The organism is Micromonospora sp. NBC_01392, assembly GCF_045040125.1.
GTDB lineage: Bacteria > Actinomycetota > Actinomycetes > Mycobacteriales > Micromonosporaceae > Micromonospora.
The window spans coordinates 4,741,495-4,763,663 of record NZ_CP109549.1 but is presented as its reverse complement, the minus strand read 5'-3'; the positions used below and the strand labels follow the sequence as shown (position 1 = coordinate 4,763,663).

Here is a 22,169-nt window from a genome sequence, read left to right as displayed (position 1 = left end):
CCACGCGGCGCACCGGCGCCGGCGATACCGCCGGCGCCGGTGGCGCGGAGCGCCCCGACGGCGCGTCGTACGGGTCCCGGCTCAGTCCTCGGCGGTTCCGGACCCCGCCCGGATCATGTCCATGACCGTCGAGTCCATCAGCGTGCTGACGTCGCCCAGCGTGCGATTCTCGGCGACGTCCTTCAGCAGGCGTCGCATGATCTTGCCGGAACGGGTCTTGGGCAGCTCGCCCACGAAGATGATCGAACGGGGTTTCGCGATCGGGCTGAGCGTCTTGGCGACATGGTTGCGCAGGTCGGCCTTGAGCTGGTCACCACTCTCGCCGGCGGTCTCCACGGTGCTGCGGGCGATGACGAAGGCGGCGATGGCCTGGCCGGTGGTGGGATCGGCCGCGCCCACCACGGCCGCCTCGGCGACCGCCGGGTGCGACACCAGCGCGGATTCGACCTCGGTGGTGGAGATGTTGTGGCCGGAGATGACCATGATGTCGTCGACCCGGCCGAGCAGCCACAAGGCGCCGTCCTCGTCGCGCTTCGCGCCGTCACCGGCGAAGTAGACCCATTCGTCACCGGCGTTGGCGCCGGCACCGAACTGGGACCAGTAGGTGTCGACGAAGCGTTTGTCGTCGCCCCAGATGGTCCGCAGCATCGCCGGCCACGGCTTGCGGAGCACCAGGAAGCCGCCCCCACCGTTCGGCACCGACTCGGCGTCGTCGTTGACCACGTCGGCGGAGATGCCCGGCAGCGGGCCCATCGCCGAGCCGGGCTTCGTGGCGGTCACGCCGGGCAGCGGCGAGATCATCATCCCGCCGGTCTCGGTCTGCCACCAGGTGTCCACGACGGGGGTCCGGTCGTGCCCGATGTGCTCGCGGTACCACATCCACGCCTCGGGGTTGATCGGCTCGCCGACGCTGCCGAGGATGCGCAGCGAAGACAGGTCGTACTTGGCCGGGATGTCGCTGCCCCACTTCATCATGGTGCGGATCAGGGTGGGCGCGGTGTAGAGGACGCTGACCCGGTACCTGTCGACGATCTCCCAGAACCGGCCCGGGTGCGGGGTGTCCGGGGTGCCCTCGTACATGACCTCGGTGGCGCCGTTCGACAGTGGACCGTAGACCATGTGCGAGTGCCCGGTGATCCAGCCGATGTCGGCGGCGCACCAGTGCACGTCGGTGTCGGCCTTGAGGTCGAAGACGGCCCAGTGGGTGTACGACACCTGGGTCAGGTAACCACCGCTGGTGTGCAGGATGCCCTTCGGCTTACCCGTGGTGCCCGAGGTGTAGAGGATGAAGAGCGGGTGCTCGGAGTCGAACGCCTGCGGCTCGTGCCTGTCGTCGGCCTGCTCGACCGTCTCGTGCCACCACAGGTCCTTCTCGCCCCAGGTGACGTCCTCCCCGGTCCGGCGGACGACGAGCACGTGCTCGACGCCGGCGCACCGGGCGACGGCGTCGTCGACGATGGGCTTGAGCGCCGACGGCTCCCCGCGCCGGTAACCACCGTCCGCGGTGATGACGACCTTCGCGCCCGCGTCCTCGATCCGGGTGGCCAGCGCGTCCACCGAGTAGCCCCCGAAGACGACGCTGTGGGGGGCGCCGACGCGGGCGCAGGCCAGCATCGCGACCACGGCCTCCGGGATCATCGGCAGGTAGATGGCCACCCGGTCGCCGGCCGTCACACCGAGTTCGGTCAGCGTGTTCGCCGCCTGGCTGACGCTCTTGAGCAGGTCCGCGTAGGTGATCGTGCGGGTGTCGCCGGGCTCGCCCACCCAGTGGATGGCGACCTTGTCGCCTCGGCCCGCCTCGACGTGGCGGTCCACACAGTTGTAGGCGATGTTGAGCGCACCGCCGACGAACCACTTGGCGAACGGCGGATTGCTCCAGTCGAGGACCTGCTCCCACTCCCGCGCCCAGGTGAGCCGCTCCGCCTGCCGGGCCCAGAACGCCGGCGGGTCGGCGGCGGCGTCGTCGTAGGTGTCCGCCGTGACGTTGGCGTGGGCGGCCAGGTCAGGTGGTGGGGCGAAGGTTCGCGTCTCGGTGGAGAGATTCTCCAGCGGCGTGGTCATGGTGGCAGCTCCTCTCGCGGCGTCGGCGCGCCACCCCAGTCCAGCCGCAACACCGCCGGTGGTCATCTTCGACCGTGCGGGGACGCCCGGGATGGTCCAGCGGGGCCGTCGCGGGCCGGCTTCCGCTGGACCAGGACGCGGTCACTCGGGCTTGCGCCCCCAGGCCTGCACGTACAGGTGTGAGATCACGCTGGTGCCGGGGTCGGCGAGGTGACTGCTCAACGCCGTGTGCAGCTCGTCGAACTCTTCCCTGGTGATGAGCTCACTCGCGATGAGCCTGTCCCGCAGGTTCTCGGCGAAGTCGGCGAGCACCATCCGCCGCTCGTGTCCGGGCTCGTGGTCGATGTAGACGACGGGCCGCACCTGGACGTCGACGAGGCCGGCGCGGCGGAGCAGACCGGGCATCCGCCTGCCCACGAACAGGTTGATCTTGTTGAGGTCGGCGTACCGCTGGGAGACCTCCATGAGCCGGGTCCACGACTCGGCGGGCGGGTCGCACACCTGCCCCACCCGGTCGCCCTCGTGGAACGCGACCCAGCCGCCCGGGCGGGCCAGCCGTACCGCCTCGGTGACGATCTCCTCGGGCCGAGGCACGTTGTGCAGGATCAGTCGCTCGGTGACGAAGTCGAAGCTGTCGCCGGGGAGGCCCGTCGCACGCGCGTCGCCGTGCCGCACCTCGACGTTGTCCAGCGTGCGGTCCACCACGAACTTGCGTGCGAGCTCGACCGACTCCGCGTCGCGCTCGACGCCGATGACGGACCCGGTCGGTCCCACCCGTCGGGCCAACTCGTCCAGGCAGCCACGGGGTCCCACGCCGAGCTCCACGACGTGCTTACCGTCGAGCGGACCGACCTGGTCGAACAACCATGCCGCCTCGGACCGGAAGTCCTCCGCCTGTGCCCGCAGACGATCGTGCTCCGCGCTCCGGTAGCCAAGAAAGTACTGGTCCTCGAGAATCATCGATGCTGACTTCCCTCGTTGGTCGAGGCCGCGGCGCGGCCGGATGGGTGTGGATCCGTTGCTCGGATGTCGACATGCCCCCGCTCGGCACGTCGGCGCGTCAGGGGCGGGCCGGGCACCATCCACTGTGGCGTCCGTCTCCCCGGGGTCCACTCAGGGTGGTGCGGCGATCGGCCGCGCCCGGGTGGAGAGGCTCCCCAGCGACGTCGTCATTGTGGAAGCTCCTTTCACGGTTTCGACGTGCTATCTCAGTCCAGCCGCAACATCGCCGGCGGGCATCTCCGACCGTGCGGGAATTGTCGAGCGGCGCCGGGGCGGCCGGGTGACATCGCGGCCACCGGCCAGCCGGCTCCGGTAACCGGTCGATCGGTGAAAGCGCCGTCGCCACCCTCCAGATATCTGGAAGGTGGCGACTCCTCTGCGATGCGGCCCGGCGGCTACGACGGTGGCGCGAAAATCAGATGCTGACGGTGTAGTCGCGCGGGGTCCGACGCGGCGGCCCGTCGACGTACGCGTTGTAGGCCTCAAGAATCTGCTGAGCCTCGTCGCTCGCCTTGGCGAACGCGGCGGCCGGGTCGGCGTCGTCGACCAGGACGTCGTGCATCGCGGAGACCAGCTTGGCGACGATGGCGGCGTGGTCGCCCATGAGGGGGCCGAGCGACGCCAGTGAGCCGTCCGTCTCCGCCGCTTGTTCACTGGCCGGCTGCAGATTGGGGTTGCGGGCGAACCAGTCCTCGGCGTCGAGGGCGTCGAGCGCCGGCTTGGTGATGGGGATGCGCCAGTGGAGCTTGGCCCACTCCGCGACGTAGCGCGGGCTGTTCAGGTACTGCATGAAGGCCAGCGCGCCGTCCTGCTTCTCCTGGCTGAGGCCGGCGGCGAGGAAGAGCGAGAACCCGCCCAGGCTGTTGCCGGCGAACCGGACCTCGTCGTTGTACGGCATGCGACCCGCCGCGACGGTGAACCCGTGCCGCTCGCCTCGCTGGATCAGGTGGGTGGCGTCGACGGACGACGTGATGAGCAGGGCGACCTCCTGGTTCTCGAATGCCTTGAAGCAACCGAGGAAGTCTCCCGGGGTTCCGGTGTACAGGAAGTGGCCGTTCCGGTGGAGGCGTCGCCACCACTCGACGTAGGCCATCATCTCGTCCGAGGCGAGGTTCACCTTCTCGGGTCGTGCCGAGCGGCCGTTGTCGTGGTCCGCGATCAGACCGCCCTGCTGCGCCACCGACTGCAGGAAGAACCAGTAGCAGTTCGGCCAGGCGATGCCGTGCGCGGGCCCGTCGGGGAGTTTCGCCACCGCCTCGCACGCGGCCTCCACCTCGCGCCAGGTGCGCGGGGGCTTGGTCACGCCGGCGCGGTTGAGAATGGTCATGTTGGCGTAGAGCACCAGGGTGGATGCCGTCCGGGGCACGGAGACCAGTTCGCCGGCGTAGCGGAAGAAGTCACGGGCCGCCGGCAGCATGTCGTCGAACATGACCGGTTCACCGAGGATCTCGGTGCGCCCCGCGATGGCCCGGTCGATGGACGTGAACAGGGGCGAGCCATCGCTCTTGAGCGTGTCCATCATGGTCCGTGTCAGCGTGAAGTGGAATTCCGCGACATCGGGCGGATTCCCCTCCTCCACGGCTCGGGTCACGGCTTCGGGCATCGTGTAGAAGTCGTGGGGCTTGATTTCGACATGATATTCCGGGTGCTTCTCGTTGAACTCGCGGGCAGCGGTCACCGCGATGTCCGGCTGATCTGCCATCTTGTAGCTGGCAGGATCGCTCAACCACACGCTGATACCGGTCTTCGTGGCCATATACCAACCCTCCGTTGTTATTGTTGTGGGTCAATTTCTATGGTGACAGGAAGTTGGCTCGGGTCAGCGTCCCAGTGGCGCGGCACTGGCCGCAACTTCGACTTTGCTGGGCGTATGCCCCGCTGATGTGGCGCGCCTGCGTATTGTCGAGGGCCCTTTCCAGCCGGTCCGGCGGCGCCGGGTGGCGGTGGCGAGCCCGGGGTCAGGCGCCGGACGACGGCGGTCGGCCGGAGGGCGGGCCGTTCCGGCCGCCGTGACACCCGGGCCCGGTCGCGCTACTCCGGACGGTTGCGCGGGCAGTTCTGGTAGACGGCGAGACGCCACTGCCCGTCGCGCTTCACGAGAATCCACGAGGCCCGGATCGCGGCCGAGTCCGGGAGATCCGTCTCGCCGGCCGGAATGACGCCGCCCTGGCTGATCAGGGCGACCGCGCCGGGGCCGAGCGGCTTCATGTCGATGGGCTGCCCGGTTACCCGGGTGCCCTTGTAGGGGCCCGCGAACGCGGTGGCCATGAACTGCAGGATCTCCGCGCGGCCCTTCTTGTACACGCCGGGCAGGATGAGCGTGCCGTCCTCGACGAACAGATCGGCGAAACCGTCGGCGTCGTGCGCCGCCCACGTCTTGATCATGCGGGCGGGGAGGGCGGCGATTTCGGCCTGGTCCGCGTCCTGGTCCGCGGTCTTGGCGCCGGTCGGTGCGGAGTTCTTCGTCGTCATGCCGTTCTCGCTTCCATGAGGCCGGTGGCGGCTCTTTCGGCCGTAACGTGCGGGATGGGTGTCGGCGTATTCGGGCGCGGACAGCGGCTGCCGACGTAACGACAATCGCATCGCGCCCACATCGGTGCATCTTCGGTGTTGCCGCGCCCGGTGGCGCCGGTCAACGGCACGGGGCACGCGATCCGAACCGCGGAAAAAGGGGATGAGAATTCGACTTCCGCGCCGACCGTCCGGCCGTTCGGCGCCGCGCGCCAGGTGCCGCCTCGGTCGGCCCGAACCCGGCCGGACGCGCCCGTGTCGCCCCGCGCGGGCGCGTGCGGGTGTCGCGGTCGGCGGAACCGGTGGCGACCTGGCGGTGGCGGTGCGATCAGGGGCCGAGCCGGTCCACCGCCCGCCGGCCGGCCGGTGGCGGGGGAGCGGCGACCCGGCGGCTCACCGTGCGCTCGGGTCCGAGGCGAGGTCGCGGTGCAGCTCGGCGCCGATCTGCCGGGCTGCCGCGAAACTCGCCCAGGCGGTCAGCTCGATGATCGCCCGGTCGTCGTGACCCTGGGCGCGGAAGTCCTCGATGACCGCGTCGGTGACCCGGTAGGACGCGAGCGCGGTCAGCAACGCCAGCCGCGCGGCGGGCCGGTCGGTCTCCGGGAGCTCGGCGACCGCCGACTTCCACGGCGCGTCACCGCCGAGCCCGGCCGGCTCGGGAGTCCGGCTGGCCAGCTGAGCCGACACCAACCGGCGGACCCGCTCCGGCACGCTCCGCGCCCCACCGGCGTCGATCGCGGCGGCGACCCGGGCCACCGCGCCGGCGATGTGTGGTGGCCCGGCGGCCCAGGAGAGGTCGGCCGGGAGCGGAGCGTCGGCCAGGAGGTCGGCGGACCGACCGGGGTCGGAGTGCCGGCTCGCCATGCCCCGCATGAGCCGGGCGGCGACCCGCCGGACCACCCGCAGCACCGGGGCGGGAGCCGGCGGCATCGGGGATTCCTGCAGGAAGACGTTCACCATCCGGTTGATGTAGTGGAACGTGACCGCGACACCGATCAGCTCCGGCGCCTGCCCGGGTGCGAACGGCGCCGGATGCCGTGCCTGCGCCGACGGGTTCCCGCTGGCCCGGGCCCACCGCGCCAACTCCCGTACGTCCGGGTCGCTGAGGTCGCCGACCCGGTCCCCGGCGACGGCCCACGCGTCGGGTCCACGGAGCAGCCCGGCCAGGGCGGCACCGTGGACCTCGACGCAGTACGGGCACTGGTTGGCCAGCGACACCGCGGCGGCCACCGCCTCCTTGACGGACCGGTCGACCAGGCCCGGGGCGAGCATCGTCTCGCGCAGGATCGACCAGCAGGCGGCGAGCGCGTCGGGTGCGGCGGCGTGCAGCATCACCGGTGGCGCGACCATGCCGAAGTCGGCTTCCATCTGCCGGTACACCCGGGCGGTCAGGCCGGTCGCGGCGCGGAGCGAAACCGGGGCGACGTGACGGATGTGCGTCACCGACACCCGCCGGGTGGCTCGGGCGAAGAGGGTTACCACAACGGACTTCTTTCCACGTGGCATGGGTCGCGGCAAGGTGCCGGCGCACGGTGCGCCGGCACCCTCTCAGCTACGCGGCGCGGGGGACCGCCCGCCGGCTGGCGGTCTCGCCCTCGGGCGACGGCGCACCGTAGCGTACCGAAACACCGCGCTCCTGCGCGGCCCGGACGATGCCGGGCATGGCCCGCTCGGCCAGGGCCGCGATCGTCATCGCCGGATTCACCGTCAGCGCGCCGGGCACGGCGGAGCCGTCGGTGACGAAGATCCCCGGATGGTTGCGCAGCTGGTGACCGTCGTCCAGGGCGGAGGTCGCCGGGTCGTCGCCGATCCGGCAGGACGCCAGCGGGTGCACGGTGTACGCACCCACCAGATCGTTGGTCCAGGGCATGACGCGGGCGAGCCCGTCGCGTTCCAGGGTGTCCTTGACCGCGGCGTCGGACAGCGACCAGCCGCGCCACGTGTTGGCGGTCGGGTGGTAGCGGAGCGGCCCGTTGCCGAGCATCTGCTGCGAGAGCCGGTGCGAGTTGCCGGTCTCGGGCGGCGGACCGAAGACACCCTCGTTGTCGTCCTCGGACATGGTGAAGATGGTGAGCCACGACTGCCAGCGCCGCATCATCTCCTTCTTCTCCACGCCGAACCAGGTCGGGCCGGTGGCGTCGGGCGCCTGGGCCAGGATCGTGCCCAGCCCCGGCGGGAAGTAGAGCTGTTCGAGGGAGAAGCGTTCGTACTCCGGGAGGCTGCCGTCGAGCTGGTCCCAGCTCGCGACGGTGGGTCCCCGGCCGATCTGGTAGGCGGCGTAGGCCTGGCCGCCGTCCCGGGTGAGGCCGAGCACCTCGCGCACCCGGTCCTCGTCGAAGACGGCGGTGTTGAGTCGCTCGCCGTTGCCGGAGAAGTAGCGACCCACCGCGTGCGGCATCGGGCCCAGTCGCGGCTCGGAGCGCTGCAGGATGACCGGCGTGGCGCCCGCGCCGGCGGCCAGCACGACGATCTTCGCGTCGATGGCGCCCTCGTCGTGCAGGACCCGGTAGTCGAGGTCGTCGACGATCCGGTAGTGCACCCGGTAGCCGCCGTCGTCGTTGCGGGACAGGTACTGGACCTCGTGCATGGGCCGGATCTCGGCGCCGTGCGCGAGCGCGGCCGGGAGGTAGTTCAGCAGCAGCGAACGCTTCGCGTCGAACTTGCAGCCGGCCATCATCCAGTTGCAGTTGGTGCACAGGTCGAGGTCGATCGCGGACGGCGCCGGATTCGCGGTGCGGCCGGCGTGGGCGCAGGCCGCCGCGAAGAGCCCACCGGCGAACGGCACCTGGTCCCAGGGGGTGAGCCGCACCGGCAGGGCCTCGGCGACCCGGTCGTACCACGGCTCGAGGGTGTCCCGGCTGATGGCGGCCGGCCACATCCGCCGGCCGATGCTGCCCCGGCGTTCGAAGACGAACCGTGGCGCCCGCGGCATGGTGGCGAAGTAGACGACGCTGCCGCCGCCGACGCAGTTGCCGCTGAGCACGCTCATGCCGTCGCCGACCACGAAGTCGAAGATGCGCGTGTAGGACGAGCCGAGCAGGAAGTCGTGGTCGAACTCCTCGGCGGTGAGCCAGGGGCCGCGCTCCAGAACGGTGACGCGCGCACCGCCGGCAGCGAGATGGTAGGCCGCGATCGCGCCGCCGAAGCCGCTGCCGATCACGAGGACGTCGGTTGACTCGATAGCGGTCACGCTGGGCTGCCCGTCGTGGTGGTGTTCGGATGGATGTCGGCCAGTTGCCGGCCGTAGGAGAACTGGGGAAAGCGCCAGACACCGTCGGTGTCCGGCCGGAAGTAGCCGATGCTCAGCAGACCCGGATGCCCGGCGGCGAGCGCGTCCAGCGTGCCCAGATGCGCGGCGCTGTCGAAGGCCATGTTGCTGAACAGCGCGAGGGACACCCACATCTGTCGCTCCGGGTGCTCCGGGGCGGTGAGGAGCTGGACGAGCTCCGTGCGGTCGGCGAACGACAACGCCACGAACGGCGGCACGTCGTCGTCGAGCACCAGGTCGCGCTTCTGCGCGTACTCGGTGGCGTGGTCGTTGAGGGAAACGGCGAGTGCGTCCAGGGCGGGCGCCAGGCCACCGCCGGGCTGTTCCAGGAGGTCGATCGCGCCCGATGCCACAGCGCCGCCGCCGGTAGCGGCGCCGGCGATGGCGCGGTCGTCGGGCGAACGTTTCTCGCCGGGGACGATCGTGTCGGCGAACGCCTCGATTGTCATTGTGCGCGCCGGATCGGCGTCTAGGGTTTCGGGTTGCACGGCGTCTCTCCCAGTAGGTCGTGCTGCCGTTTGGACGGGATTGCACGCAGTCTCTGGCGGCCGGTGGGCGTGGACCAGAGTGGGCGGTTCCGTTCGCGATGGACCCATCGTGGCGGGGATAAACAGGCTGATGCATCTCCCGCGTTGCGTCGCCGGCGTTAGCCGGGGTCACGCAACCTCGAAGTCGGATCATGGTGACCGATGCACAACAATCGGCAGCAGCACCAGTGCGCACATCGTCTCCCATTGAGGAGTTCCTATGGCTGTAAATGATGCCGATCCGGCCACGATGGATCCGCGCGAGTTCGCCCGGCTGGTCAAGAAGACCCCGACCGCCGAGTTGCGCCAGATGATGCACGGCGAGCGGCGCACGGCCGTCCTCGACGAGCTGTTCAGCAGCATGCCCGGGGTGTTCCGGGCCGATCGGGCGCGCACCCTCAACGCGGTGATTCACTGGGTCATCGGCGACCGGCCCGACGGCGGTACGGACACCTATGAAATGGTGATCGCGAATGGTGCGTGTGCCTTGTCGCCGGCGCCCCACGCGGAACCCAGGCTGACCCTGGCGCTCGGTGCGGTGGACTTCCTGAACCTGGTCACCGGAAACGCGCACGCGGTGGCGCTTGTCATGCGCGGCAAGCTGAAGACCACCGGCGACCTCGCGCTGACCGCCAAGTTCCCGACCCTGTTCGACGTGCCGAAGCCCTGACGGCCCGATCGCGCCGACGCCGTCGGCGCCCCCGGTGGGATCCGGGGGCGCCGACGGCGTCGCGGTGCCGGGCGTCAGGCGGCGCGGGCGGCGTCGTTCGGCGCGCGGGTGGCCGGGCCGAGGTGCCCGCCGACGCCCCCGTGTTCCGGCCTGTCGGTGGCGGGCTCGCCAGGTGTCGGCAGGCCGAACCCGTGCCCCTGCCGGGAGCGCGCCTCGACGATGCGCCGGGCCGTCGACCGGACGTCCTGCAACGCCAGCAGCACCGGCGGGTCGAGCAGCCGGAGCGGACGCAGCGCCAGGTCGGGCAGGGCGACCTCGCCGTCGTCGTGGACCCGGATCGGCCCGTGCCGTAACACGTACGGCCGCACGCCACGGGCGGCGGGCTCGTTGACCACGCCGGGCGGCAGGGCGTGCACCAGGAGGAACCAGGATCCCGGCGGCACCTTGTCCAGCAGGTAGGGCCCCGGTCGCTCGAGCACGGTGCAGCTCACCGGCCGCCCCTGCGGGATCTGCTGCGGGAACAGACCGATGAACGTGTGGCCGAGCGGGATGTCCGGAGCCGAGGAGATGGTGCCGCCGACGGTCGCCGACGGGCTGCGCGCCCCGTCGGACCGGTCGTCGACGGCGATCCGCGGTACGAAACCGCCGTACCGCCGGTAGGTCGTCGGCGACACCCCGACGCTGCTGGTGAACCGGGTGCTGAACGTGCCGACGCTGTTGTAGCCGACCCGGTGGCTGATGTCGACGACGTTCAGGGAGGTCGACACGAGGAGCTGCTTGGCCTCCTGGAGCCGCATCGCCGAGAGGAACTTCCTCGGGGACAGGCCGGTGGCCCGCTGGAAGATCCGTGAGAAGTGGAACTTGCTGAACATCGCGGTGCGGGCCAGGTCGTCGATCGTGAGCGGCTCGCCGAGGCGCTCCCTCATCAACCTGATGACTCGGTGGACCGCTTGCTCGATTGCCTTGTCCATGTCGCCTCCCCGGTTCCCCAGGGATCCCGCCCGGGGTAGCGTGCTGCACGGCCGCATCGACATGATGAGCGCAAAAATGGTTCGCGGGGCTTCAGAAAAGAGACCGCCACCGTTCGGTGGCGATCTCCCACGGCTGCCTGCCGCCCCACCACTGAGTCTCTGAGCCAATCGGCCGGGGCGCATCTTTAGGATTGCTTTCACGTGCACTATAACCGCGTGACCGCTTTCCGATGATATGGCCACAATCGACGCGCGGATGCGGTCGTCAGGGCTTTCGGTATCGGCACACGACAATGCCGTACGGTCGACCGGCCCCGGGCCCCGGGGCCGGTTGGAAACGTCGTGTTGATCAGCCGGCGGTGGCCGGGATGTGGTCGAACTGGCCCGGCCGACGTCCCGACCCGGCCGGCCCGCGGTACGCCTGCGCGATGTCCAGCCAGGACTCGGCGTCCGGCCCGGTCGCGGTCACGGCGAGGTCGGCGCGGTGCCGGCGACGGGTCACCAGCAGGCAGAAATCGACCGCGGGACCGGTGATCCGCTGGGCGGCGTCGTCCGGACCGAACCGCCAGTGCGCGCCCGAGGGCGCGGTGAGGTCGAAGCCGAACTCCACGTCGGGCGGGGTCAGGTCGCGCGCGAGGTAACCGAAGTCCCAGACCCGCACCGCGAACGCCACCAGGACCCGCAGCCGGTCGGTGTACGTGCGCCGCACCCCCAGCGCGTCGGCGATGTCCTGGCCGTGCCCGAACAACTCCATCATGCCGGCGGCGGCGAGGACGCCCGGCGGCAACGGCCGGACCAGCCAGGGCACCGGCTGTTCCGGCGGCGCGGCGGCGAGCGCCTTCTCGGCGGCGGCCCGCACGGCACGCCACTGCCCCAGCAGCACCTCGGGCGGGTCGTCGAGGAAGCGCTGCATGGCGCCCCGCACGTTGGCGTCGAAATCCGGCGTCAGCTTCGCGGCGATCCTGGCGAAGCCCTCCGGGTCGGACGCGGCGGTGCCGGCCAGGTGGAACGTGGCCGTGAGGTGGGCGATCTGGTCTCTGATCGTCCACCCGTCGGCGGGCGTGGGCAGGGCCCACTGATCCGGCGTCAGGTTCGCCACCAGGCGGTCGACATCGTCGCCGTCGGCGACCAGTGCGGAGATGATCTGCTCATGGTCGGGCAACAGACAGTCCTTTCTGGATAGCCCGCGCCCCCCGGCGTCACGAATAATTCGGGCCTGGACTTGGCGCGGTCCATTTCAGCATGACCGAGCCCTGTCGGCATTCATCTCCGTCGTTGCGCACGTCTCCGCAACGGGAACGCGGAGTCTTCCCGGTTGCGCAATTCTTCGACCGCTGCGCATTTCCGGAGACGTGGTGGCGCGTACGGCGCGCCCATGCTGAGGGCATGGTCACCTATCCGCTTCTCCGATCGGAACCGCCTGTCCCGACCCCGCCGCCGCGCCTCACCGCACCGAGTTCGTGAGACCCGGTCATGGTTGCCAGGCGGGTCATCTCCTCCGTACTCCAGCGGCAGGTCAAGTACATCAGCCCGGTATCGCCCACGGCCGCCACCGGCCTTGTCGCCGAGGTCTACTCGCAGGCCGCCGACGAGATGCGGGTGGTCATTCCGCCGATCCTCGCGCAGTCCCCGTCGCCGGCGGCGCTGGCCGCCTACTGGATGCTCACCCGCGAGACGCTCACCGCCACCGGTCGGGTCGACCGCGCCCGCAAGGAGGTCGTCGCGGCGGCGGTGTCGGTGGCCAACACCTGCCCGTACTGCGTCGACATGCACAGCATCGGCCTGTACGACCTGTCCTGCGAACAGACCGCGGAGGCGATCGTCGCCGACCGCGCGGGTGAGGTCCCGGACCCGGGACTGCGTGCCGTGGCCGGCTGGGCGCGGGTCGCGCACCGACCGGACGAGCCGGCCGTACGGCAGCCGCCGTTCGCCCCGTCCGACCGGCCGGAACTCGTCGGGGTGGCGGTCACGTTCCACTACCTGACCCGGGTGGTGAACGTGTTCCTGCCGGGCTTCCTCGTCCCTCGCCGGTTCGGGCCGAACGCCCGCCGCCGGTTCAAGCACGGGCTGAGTCAGGTCCTGAGTCCGCTGTTGCGCGAGACCCGCCTGTCGGGCCGGGCGCTGGCGCTGCTGCACGACGCCCCGCTGCCGGCGGACGCGGCCTGGGCCGAGGGGCACCCGGCCGTGGCCGCGGCGGTGGCGCGTTCCTTCGCGGCGCTGGACGCCGTCGGCGCGCGGGCGCTGTCCCCGGACGTGCGGCACCTGGTCGGCGAACGCCTGTCGACCTGGCGGGGCGAGGATCCCGGGCTCAGCCGGGAGTGGTGCGAACGGCTGGTCGCCGAACTGCCCGAGGCGGACCGCGCCGCCGGTCGGCTCGCGCTGCTGACCGCCTTCGCGTCGTACCAGGTGGACGAGGCCGTGGTCGCCGAGTTCCGGGCCCGGGAGCCGGGCGACGCCGCGCTGGTGGAGGTTGTCGCGTGGGCGAGTTACGCGGCCGCCAGGCAGGTGGGCGCGTGGCAGGTGACCGCCGGGAGCAACGCACTTCCGGAGTAGCTCTTTCGTGCCGAACACACAAGTCTGTACCGAGATGTTGATGTATGGGGAGGGCGCATGCCGACCACGCTTGGATCGCTACGCCGGCTGGTGTTGACACCCCCGCTCCGCGAGGTGACGTTCGAACGCCGCGGGTTCCCGGGCGCGTCCTCGTCGGCGGCGAGCCGCCTCGAAGCGATCCCGCAAGCGGTGATCTGCGGCTTCGAGTGGGGGATCGACGCCCGCGACCAGTGGGAGGTGGAGCGGCGGCTCAGCCTCGTCGAGGCGGAGCAGCGGGGGTTCGCCTACGAGGGCGCCACGATGGCGTTCACCGTCCTCGACGCGATGCGCGGGGGACGCGGGCACCGCACCCGTGACCTGCTGCTCGGGCCGGGCCAGCCGCACATCTTCCTGGCCTACATCGGCATCGGCTTCGCGATGGCGAAGCTGCCGCGGGCGCTGTGGAAGCGGATCGTCCCCGACCTCGACGGCACGCCGTACCACCCGACGATGAGCTGGCTCGCGGTCGACGGATACGGCTTCGACCTGGCCTACTTCAAGACCGGGCGGTGGGTCGACGAGCAGCGGGTGCCGCCGTCGTATCCGTTCCAGGGCCGTCCGGACTACTTCCACCGTGCCGTGGACCAGGGCATCGGCCGGGCGCTGTGGTTCATCCACGACGGGCGGGTCACCGACGTGGCCACGGCGGTCGGGCGCTTCGCCACCGAACGCCAGGCCGACCTGTGGAGCGGAGTCGGCCTGGCGTCGACGTTCGCCGGCGGGTGCGCGGCAGCCGACCTGGCGACGCTACGACGACTGGCCGGGCCGCAGTGGACCGAGGTGGCCCAGGGCTCGGTGTTCGCCGCCAAGGCGCGCCACTACTCCGGCACCGTGCCGCCGCACACCGAGACCGCGATCGCCGCGCTGGCCGGGCTCACCGTCGAGAAGGCCGCGGCGCTCGCCGACGACGTCGCCGTGGCCGAACGGGACGCGGACGCCGGACCCGCGTACGAGCAGTGGCGTCAGCGGATCCGTACCGCCGTCGCGGCGTCGACCGCGCACGGCGCGCGCTGAGCCGCCCGTCGGTGGCGCCGCTCGACGCACCTCTCCGCCGGCCTGCCGGTGGCGCGGTGCGGGTCCGACCGGACGCGTCATCGCGCACGGGGCGCCGGAAACGCGTCCCGCACCGCTGAAGATGTGTCCGCGACATCGGACACCGCACCATTGAGAAGCAGGGCTGGGCGCGGTCGATCGAATTGACGACGACCGCGTTCGGCCCTTCCATTCAGCGCGACTGTGGCATTCTCCCGACGGATTTCCGGGAAACCGCGGAGGAGCTGATCCCCGCGGCGACATCGCAGTCGAGAAATGGCGACCCGCCGGAATCCGTCGAACGGCGGGACACGCGACGACCTGTGCCGGCCGGTGGCCGGCACAGGTCGTGGTGTCGAGCGGGTCCTCGCCCGGATCGCCCCGGGCGGCGCCGGTCAGCGCGGCTCGACCTGCGTCGCGATGAACTCGGTCAGCTCGGGCTTGATCGGACCGGCCGGCTGGGTCGTCGGCAGCTCCACCACCTGGTAGGCGTCCCGGCTCAGGCCCTTCACCTCGACCGTCGAGGGGGAGTCGGTCAGCGCCGTCACCGTCGTCCGACCGACGGCCTCCGTGCTGGACGTGTCGTTGCGGCCGGCCAGCAGGAAGGCGAGCCAGCCGCGGTACCACACGATCAGGTCGGAGAAGGCCCCCATGGTGCCGCCGAGCCCCCGGCCGGCCGCCAACGCGGTCACCTCGTCCTGGAAGACCTGTTCCATCGCGGCGACGACCGCCGACGGGTCCCCGTCCAGATCCGGGCACGAGCGGGTGGCCGGACCGAACTTCCCGAGGTACTCGTCGAACTTCTCCCGCACGAGCTCGTCGTCGGGCCATCCCGGCTGCACCAGGAGGGCGGTCACCGGCCGGGTGGCCGCCAACAGGCCCGCGACGCGCAGGGCCACCGCCGAGGAACTGCAGTGCCCGATCACGTACACCCGGCCCTGGTCCGCGCCGGACTTCAGGAACTCGTCCGCGCAGGCCTCGGCCAGCTCCGGTAGCGGAATGTAGAGGCGCTTGCCGCTGAGCGCGCCGATGGGGTCGATCTGGAACACCGGCCGGCCCGGCAGGCGCTCGCTGAGCATCTCGCTCAGACGCGGCGCCATGGACAGCGCCTGGAAGTCGGCTACCAGGATGGGATCGGCGTCGCCGGGACTGAGCCGTCGCAGCACCGGTTCGTCGAGGTCTGAACGGGTCATGTCATCCTTATCCGCTCGGGTCATCGCGCGCCGCTCACGGCCGTCGGCGGGTGCCGGCGCGCTGATTCTTGTCGGACAACTGCGGTCTCGGGTCCGCGCCCGCCGCTCACAGCCGGGCGAGCAGATCCCTGGTGAAGAGGTCCTCCGGCGAGAGGATGCCCGCGACCACGCTGAAGTAGCGCTCGGTGAGTTCCGGGGAGTCCTGGACGGCGCGCAGGAGGCTGAGCAGGTGGGGGTCGGGATCGAGGCGGGCGGTGACGAGGTTGGTGTGGTAGGTCGGTTTCATCTGCGTGTCCCGGGCGCTGGCGAAGCGGGCCAGGGCGGCCTGCTGGCGGACCGGGTCGTTGATCGTGGCCGACGGGTCGTCGCCGCTGGTGAGTTCGGCGGCGAGCAGCTCCGACTGGTGGAACGCGTCGGTGATGCCGTGCGCGTTGATGGAGTCCTTGTGGTGGCCGGCGTCGCCGACGAGGGCCCAGCCGGGGCCGTGCGCCTGGCGGAAGAAGTTGCGTTGGTCGCCGGTTCCGTAGAGGCGCTCGGCCATGGTCGCCTCGGCGAGCCGCTCCCAGAGGGGCGGCGCCGTGGCCTGGATGTTCGCCAGATAGGCGGCCTTGGGATCGCGCCGTACCTGCGCGAACTGCTCCTGGGGCAGGTAGGAGGCGATCAGGGTGAGGTCGTCGTGGGTGCCGACCGCGGCGACCCAGCCGCCGGTGCGTTCGTAGATCTCGAAGTGGGCCGGAATCCCGGACCAGTAGGTGAAGTAGACACAGGTGAGGTTGGGATGTTCGGCGTAGTGGGGCGCGTCGACGAACTTGGCGACGGTGGACCGCATCCCGTCGGCGCCGATGACCAGGTTGGCCCGTTCGGTCGTCTCGGCGCCGTTCGCGGTGCGTAGCCGGACGCCGGTCACCCGGCCGTCCTCGGTGGTGAGGCCGGTGACCAGCGTCTGTTCCCGCACCTCTACGCCGGCTTCCGCGGCGGCTTCGGCGAGGATGGGGTCGAGGACGTATCGACGGGGAGCGAAGGCGCCGACCACACCCGGTAGCGTCGGTGCCGGCCCGCGCAGGTAGACGTCGGCCACGCGGTAGCTGGCGGTGGTCAGCGGTGGGCAGCCGGTCTGCCGTATCCGGTCGAGCAGGCCCCAGCGGGCGAGCCGTTCGACCCCGGACTGGTGAATGTACAACGTGGACAGTGTGTCGCTCGGGTATGTGGCACGTTCCAGCAGGAGCACCCGGTGTCCCGCTCGGGCGAGCAGGAGCGCCGTTGTGGCACCCGCACAACGCGCCCCCACCACAATGGCGTCATAGGTCACCACTCCATCGTCGGGCCGGTCACCGGCCCGACCAACTCTGCTCGTGCCCGACCTGCCGCCGGCTGTCGCCCCGATCCGGAGGTCGAACCGGGCCGAAGCGGCGCGCAGCGGCCGATGCCGGCGTATCCGGTGCCGGGTGGGCGACGCGCGCGGCCGGGCCCCGGTGACCGGTGTCGCGTTCGCCGTCGTATTCGGTGGCGGTCGCCCTACCTGATGATTCCCGTGAGGAAAAGGGGCCTTCCGGGTTCACCTCGCCGTCCGGAATGACATTCGAGCGGGTGTGCCGCGACGTCGCGCCGGCGCGTATCGCATTGCCGGAGGCGATGGCGGACATTCGCGCCCGATTCCGACCTGGCCCAGATTCGCGTACCTCGGACTGGCTTGTCCGGCTGCGGATCGTCGCCAATCTGGTGAGGCCCACGTTCCGGGTGCTCCGGCTGGCCGAACGCCTCGGCGACACCGCGTCGCCGGCCCGGCTCACCGGCGGTGGCGCGAACAGCCTGGTGCGGTGCGGGGCCGCCCCGCACGCGGCGGCGACCGGCCCGACGAGCACGTGGCAGCAGTGACGGCCGCGGTCCGCGTCTGGCTCGAACGTTTTGCCACTGCTTGGTGGTCAATGGCCAGTTCGGAATGGGCGACGACTGTCGACCGGGGGCAATGATCTCCGCGTTCTGTCGGCAATCGTCATTCCCTTGACTCAACTTTCGGCGATGATAATATCGTCTACGCTCTATGCGCCGGACGGGACGACGCAACGCGTCCCGTCGAATGTCGTCCCATTGGACTGCGATCACCCTGGACGGGAACGTGCACCCACATTCGCCGCCGCCGGATGTCGGCGGCGGGAGTTCGACATACCCCGGTCCGGCCGACGGGCGCCGGGTGCTGTGCGCGCACCAAGGGTGATCCCTCGTACGACCCGCTGCCCATCGCCGGCATTCCGGCCGGTCAAGTGGGCCCCCTGATCCAACTCACCGCCGACTTGTCCTGACAGGAGCAAGCCATGTGGAGAAAGCACGTGCCGAGACTGCACATCCCTCGTGTCGCCGGCCTCGCGGCGGCGCTGGTTCTGGTGGCCAGCACGGGCCTGGTCGCGGCGCCCGGCAGCACGGCCTTCGCCGTCACGCAGGTGTCCTCGAGCGTGCAGGGCTCGGACCACCGGACGTACACCGCCACCAACCACCTCACGGCGGCGGCGTTCCGCGGCGGTCCCCGTGAGTGGCTGCTGGCCTGGGCCGGTGCGGCGGACGCGTCGAACCCGGCGGCCAAGGACTTCATCGCCGTCATCGACGCGACGCGGGGCTCGCGGACGTACGGACAGGTGGTCAACACCGTGACGTTGAGTCCGCAACGTCAGAACGAGCCGCACCACATGCAGTACATCTGGCACAAGGGTCAGCGGATCTTCGCCGCGAGCATCCTGAGCGACACCGCTTACGTGTTCGACTCGCGGAGCCTGCCGGTGCTTCGCCTGACCGGTGTGAACCTCCCCGTCGACACGCCGTGCGGCTCCGCGCCGGACGCGTTCTGGTCCCTGCGCGACGGCACCGCCTACGCCACCTACCTCGGCGGCCCCGACATCGCCGGGCCCTGCCGCTACACCAACGGCCAGGTCCGCGTCGGCAACGGCGCCAACGGCTCGCCCGGCCAGGTGGTCCGGATGTCGGCCGACGGGCGCACGCTGGCCGAGATCCCGATGGCGCTGCCGAACGGCGAGGACCCGGCGATCTGCCACAACCGGCCGAGCATCACGCCGGCGACGTGCGCCAACCCGCACGGGCTCCAGGTCCGCGAGGACCTCAACGTGCTGGTCGCGAGCGACTTCGCCGAGCTCAGGAGCTTCCTCGAGCCCTCCGACGTGGAGACCGACCCGCTCCTGCTGCGGACCAGCATCCGGGTCCTGGACATCACCAACCGGAACAATCCGACGCTGCGCTCGGTGTCGTACCTGCCGGACGGGCCGCGCGTGGACGACTCGATCGCCGTCAACGAGAACCGCATGGTGATGGAGAACGCGCTCACCAACCAGCGTCGGCACCGGGGCGCCTTCGCCTCCACGATGGCCGGCGGGGCGATCTTCTACACCCCCGACATCACCAGTCGCTCGCCGAAGTGGCGGCAGATCTTCGACGACACGGCGGCGTACCGCAGGTTCGATCCGACCGGAGTGCTCACCGGGTCGAACGCCGGCGGTAGCTGGTTGCAGGTCACCCCCGACGACCGGTTCCTGATCCACACCGTGATGGGCACGGACCCGCGGTTGCCGCGCGACGTCACCAGCGGCATGGTCTTCGTGCTCGACATCCAGAAACTCCTCGCGTCCGGGGCCAACCCCGCCTGCAACATCGACACGATCGAGGAGGTCGCCGCCGGCGGGGCGGAGTCCGACTGCCCGGCCCTGACCAGTGTCGTGCCGGTCGCCGACAAGGTGACGCCGAACATCGGCGTCGGGCCGCACTGGGGCAGCCAGGACATGTTCACCCGGGACCGGAACGGCTTCTACCGGGAGGCCGACCACATCGAGCGGGTCGCCACCTCGAACTACTTCGTCGCCAAGACCGGCCTCGACGGTGACCACCGCATCTGCATGTTCGACTTCGACCGCGCCGGCGTCCTGTCTCCCGACAACGCGTTCCGGGACGAGCAGACGCACCAGCCGTGCGTGAGCTTCAACCGCCAGGACTGGCCGCACGGCAGCGTCGGCGTGGCCCGCCCGCACGGCGTGCTCTTCGTGGTCAGCGACAAGGTCCTCCGCTGACCGGGTAGCAGACGCCGGACAGACAGTGAACCGGACGAGGCGCAGCGACCGCTGCGCCTCGTCCGCCGTCCGGGCGCGGCGCGGGCGGGTCGGTCAGGGCAACTGGCCGCTCACCGCCGTGACGGTGCCGTGGGGCACCCAGGTGGTGCTCTGGTGGTCATGGCCACCGGCGCCCGGAACGAACAGCTGGCCCGCCGCGTAGAGGCGCAGCGGCCCGGCGGGCACGGCGCGCTGGCGCATCCACGTCAGGTACCCGATGCCGGTCGGCGGTTCGAGCGGGAACAGCTCGGAGAGCTCGGTCAGGTACGCCGTCGGGGCGTCGTCGCGCACATCGAAGCGCAGCGGCAGCAGCGGACCGCTCGGGATGGCCAGCAGCGGCCCGGTGAGCAGCCACGGCGCCAGGTAGCTACCCTGCGCGGGCAACCGGTCGGCCGCCACCGCACGCAGCGTCGTCTCGGCCGCCGCCCATCCGGACACCACCAGCAGCGGGTGGTCGCCGGGGTCGGTGACGCGGAGTTTCTCGGCGGCAGCGGCGGCCTCGACGAGCTGCCGGGCCGCGACGCCCCGGGGCGAGTCGTCGGACCGGACGGAGATCGCGGTGACGCCACGCCCCGCGATGAAGGACACCATCGCCCGCAGCGCGTCGGCGTCCTCGGCGGTCAGCTCCTGGGCCGGACAGGTCGCCAGGGGCCGCCCGGCGCCGGCGAGCACGGCTCCCAGGCTCGCGCTGGCGCACTCGGGGCCGTCAGGGGTGGTCACGTCCGGGCCGGGGCCGGCCCGGCCCGTGTCGACGGCGAGGGAGGCGGTGGCGCCGCCATGGGCGAGCCAGAGCCGGCTGCGGCCGGCCGGCAGCCGGACCAGCCCCCACGACCCGGTGGTGCCGGGCCGGGCGCCCGCCGCGGCCAGCCGGCCCGGATCGAGGCCGACCCGCACGTCGTCGGCGCCGACGTGGACGAGGTTCCAGCCCGGGCGCTGCGGGGTGACGAGCACGGGCAACCGATGGCCGGCGGCGTCGACCTGCCGCACCATCGGGATCCCGACGTCGGCCGGCGCGGGCGGCAGCGGGACACCGACCAGCCCGACGCCCGCCACCAGCGCCGCCGCCGCCGTCACCGCCTGGAGCCGGCGCGACGCGGGCCCGACCGTCACCGCCACGGCGGCGAGCCCGAAGTACGCGACGCTGAGCCAGCCGAACGTGAACCACAGCAGCGTGGCGTCCAGCCGCACCTCGCCGCGCACGCAGGACGCCGTGGCGACGCCGGCGGTGACCAACGCCGCCCCGGTGGCCACCGGACCCAACGCGACCGGGCCGGCGCCACGGCGACCGGCGAGCATCGCGGAGATCGCGCCCACACAGCACATCGCGGCCAGGAGCCCGACGGCGGTGAGCGCCCGGGCCGGGGACCCGTCCGGCACGGCCTGCAGGACGCGACCCGCGCCGATGACCGCGCCGAGCGCGAGCGCTGCCCGGGGGCGGGTCACCAGCCACGGCAGCGCCAGCGTCCCGAGCGCGAGGAGGACCGAGGGCACCACCGCGGTGCCGCACGCCTGGATCGCGCCGATGTCCGCGACGGCGGCGACGACCGCGGCGACGGAGGTCCGCGACCGCTCCGCCCGGCCGCCGCCCCAGGCCGTCGCCACGGCGGCCGCGGTGGCCAGCAGGCTCAGGCAGTGGATGACGACCGCGAGGCCACCGCTCGGGGCCGCGCCGGCCGGGGCCTCGTGATCGTGCGCCTGCGCCCAGGCCGGGGCGGTGCTGGTTGCCACCGCCACGGCGGCCAGGACGGTCACCGTCCCGGCGTGGTGGACGCGGGTCCTCATCGGACGGACTGACTGCTGACGACGCGGCGCACGCTGATCGACACCGGCGACTCCAGTCCCAGGCAGTTACGACGGTCAATCACCTCCCGCACCATAGACAACGCGGGCACGGAATTCCATGTCGTCCGTCCGCGACGCCGGTGGGGCGGTGGGCGTCCGGGGCGGGCCCGGACCGGTCCGGGTGGCGCCGGCCGGCCCGTCGACCACCGCCTGCGCGCGGTTCCCGGCCCGCCGAGTGGCGCCGCCGGCGGTCGGGGCGTACGGCCGTGTGCCGGCGGGCGCGCCGCCGATCCCGTTCACCGTCGTATTCAGCGGCAGCCGCGCCGGCCTGACGATTCGAGCCGTAAAATGGAGCACCGCGAGTCGCCACGCCTCTCGAAACACCATTTGAACGCCCGTGTCACGACACCGCTCACACGTGTCTCCTATTGTCGAGGGCAATGGCGGACATGCG

The 22,169-nt window shown here is 71.5% G+C and carries 17 protein-coding genes; 5 read left to right on the top strand and 12 right to left on the bottom strand.

All coding sequences use genetic code 11. The annotated features are described in order from the left end of the window. Positions 1-81 precede the first annotated feature (81 nt). The 7 genes from acs to OG767_RS20670 form a co-directional block, all read right to left on the bottom strand. A complete protein-coding gene (gene acs, locus OG767_RS20700) occupies positions 82-2,061 on the bottom strand; it encodes an acetate--CoA ligase (protein WP_405090076.1) in 1,980 nt (659 codons plus the stop codon). Between the two features lie 141 nt (positions 2,062-2,202). Beyond that, positions 2,203-3,021, bottom strand: a complete 819-nt coding sequence (locus OG767_RS20695; protein ID WP_405090075.1) for a methyltransferase domain-containing protein — start codon at positions 3,019-3,021, stop codon at positions 2,203-2,205. 457 nt (positions 3,022-3,478) lie between these two features. Further along, on the bottom strand, positions 3,479-4,819 hold the full coding sequence (locus tag OG767_RS20690) for an extracellular solute-binding protein (RefSeq protein ID WP_405090074.1): 1,341 nt from the start codon (positions 4,817-4,819) through the stop codon (positions 3,479-3,481). A 275-nt stretch (positions 4,820-5,094) separates the two neighbouring features. Further along, the gene (locus tag OG767_RS20685; protein ID WP_405090073.1) at positions 5,095-5,535 is read right to left on the bottom strand and encodes an SgcJ/EcaC family oxidoreductase; all 441 of its coding nucleotides are present in this window, start codon (positions 5,533-5,535) and stop codon (positions 5,095-5,097) included. Between the two features lie 432 nt (positions 5,536-5,967). After that, positions 5,968-7,056, bottom strand: a complete 1,089-nt coding sequence (locus OG767_RS20680; protein ID WP_405090072.1) for a carboxymuconolactone decarboxylase family protein — start codon at positions 7,054-7,056, stop codon at positions 5,968-5,970. Positions 7,057-7,126: 70 nt separating this feature from the next. Continuing rightward, positions 7,127-8,764: an FAD-dependent oxidoreductase gene (locus tag OG767_RS20675; protein ID WP_405090071.1), complete on the bottom strand. Its 1,638-nt coding sequence runs from the start codon at positions 8,762-8,764 to the stop codon at positions 7,127-7,129. Beyond that, complete coding sequence (locus tag OG767_RS20670; protein WP_405094262.1) at positions 8,761-9,291, bottom strand: DUF5987 family protein; 531 nt, start codon at positions 9,289-9,291, stop codon at positions 8,761-8,763. Before OG767_RS20670 ends, OG767_RS20675 begins: the two co-directional genes overlap by 4 nt. A 298-nt stretch (positions 9,292-9,589) precedes the next feature. Here OG767_RS20670 and OG767_RS20665 point away from each other — a divergent pair, with 298 nt between their 5' ends. Next, positions 9,590-10,039 carry an SCP2 sterol-binding domain-containing protein gene (locus OG767_RS20665; RefSeq protein WP_405090070.1) on the top strand — a complete coding sequence of 150 codons (450 nt, stop codon included), beginning with the start codon at positions 9,590-9,592 and terminating at the stop codon, positions 10,037-10,039. Positions 10,040-10,113: 74 nt separating this feature from the next. Here OG767_RS20665 and OG767_RS20660 read toward each other — a convergent pair whose 3' ends face one another. Then, entirely contained in the window at positions 10,114-11,010 is an 897-nt protein-coding gene (locus tag OG767_RS20660) for a helix-turn-helix domain-containing protein (RefSeq protein ID WP_405090069.1), read from the bottom strand. A gap of 349 nt (positions 11,011-11,359) precedes the next feature. Beyond that, positions 11,360-12,172 (bottom strand): TIGR03084 family metal-binding protein, encoded by an 813-nt coding sequence (locus OG767_RS20655; RefSeq protein WP_405090068.1) that lies wholly within the window; start codon positions 12,170-12,172, stop codon positions 11,360-11,362. Positions 12,173-12,483: 311 nt separating this feature from the next. Between OG767_RS20655 and OG767_RS20650 the strand changes: the two genes are divergently transcribed. Together OG767_RS20650 and OG767_RS20645 are read left to right on the top strand one after the other, a co-directional pair. Further along, positions 12,484-13,563, top strand: coding sequence for a carboxymuconolactone decarboxylase family protein (locus OG767_RS20650; RefSeq protein ID WP_405090067.1), 1,080 nt, complete (start codon positions 12,484-12,486; stop codon positions 13,561-13,563). A gap of 57 nt (positions 13,564-13,620) precedes the next feature. Further along, positions 13,621-14,616 (top strand): DUF1702 family protein, encoded by a 996-nt coding sequence (locus tag OG767_RS20645; RefSeq protein WP_405090065.1) that lies wholly within the window; start codon positions 13,621-13,623, stop codon positions 14,614-14,616. 413 nt (positions 14,617-15,029) lie between these two features. On the opposite strand, the gene OG767_RS20640 is transcribed toward OG767_RS20645, so the two are convergent. Then, on the bottom strand, positions 15,030-15,827 hold the full coding sequence (locus OG767_RS20640; protein WP_405090063.1) for a hypothetical protein: 798 nt from the start codon (positions 15,825-15,827) through the stop codon (positions 15,030-15,032). A gap of 106 nt (positions 15,828-15,933) precedes the next feature. Continuing rightward, positions 15,934-17,118, bottom strand: coding sequence for an NAD(P)/FAD-dependent oxidoreductase (locus tag OG767_RS20635; RefSeq protein ID WP_405094261.1), 1,185 nt, complete (start codon positions 17,116-17,118; stop codon positions 15,934-15,936). A gap of 428 nt (positions 17,119-17,546) precedes the next feature. On the opposite strand from OG767_RS20635, the gene OG767_RS20630 reads away from it, so the two are divergent. Together OG767_RS20630 and OG767_RS20625 are read left to right on the top strand one after the other, a co-directional pair. Then, complete coding sequence (locus tag OG767_RS20630; protein WP_405090062.1) at positions 17,547-17,702, top strand: hypothetical protein; 156 nt, start codon at positions 17,547-17,549, stop codon at positions 17,700-17,702. A gap of 437 nt (positions 17,703-18,139) precedes the next feature. Beyond that, positions 18,140-19,894 (top strand): hypothetical protein, encoded by a 1,755-nt coding sequence (locus OG767_RS20625; RefSeq protein WP_405090061.1) that lies wholly within the window; start codon positions 18,140-18,142, stop codon positions 19,892-19,894. Between the two features lie 93 nt (positions 19,895-19,987). On the opposite strand, the gene OG767_RS20620 is transcribed toward OG767_RS20625, so the two are convergent. Further along, positions 19,988-21,715, bottom strand: a complete 1,728-nt coding sequence (locus OG767_RS20620; protein WP_405090060.1) for a hypothetical protein — start codon at positions 21,713-21,715, stop codon at positions 19,988-19,990. Positions 21,716-22,169: the final 454 nt, after the last annotated feature.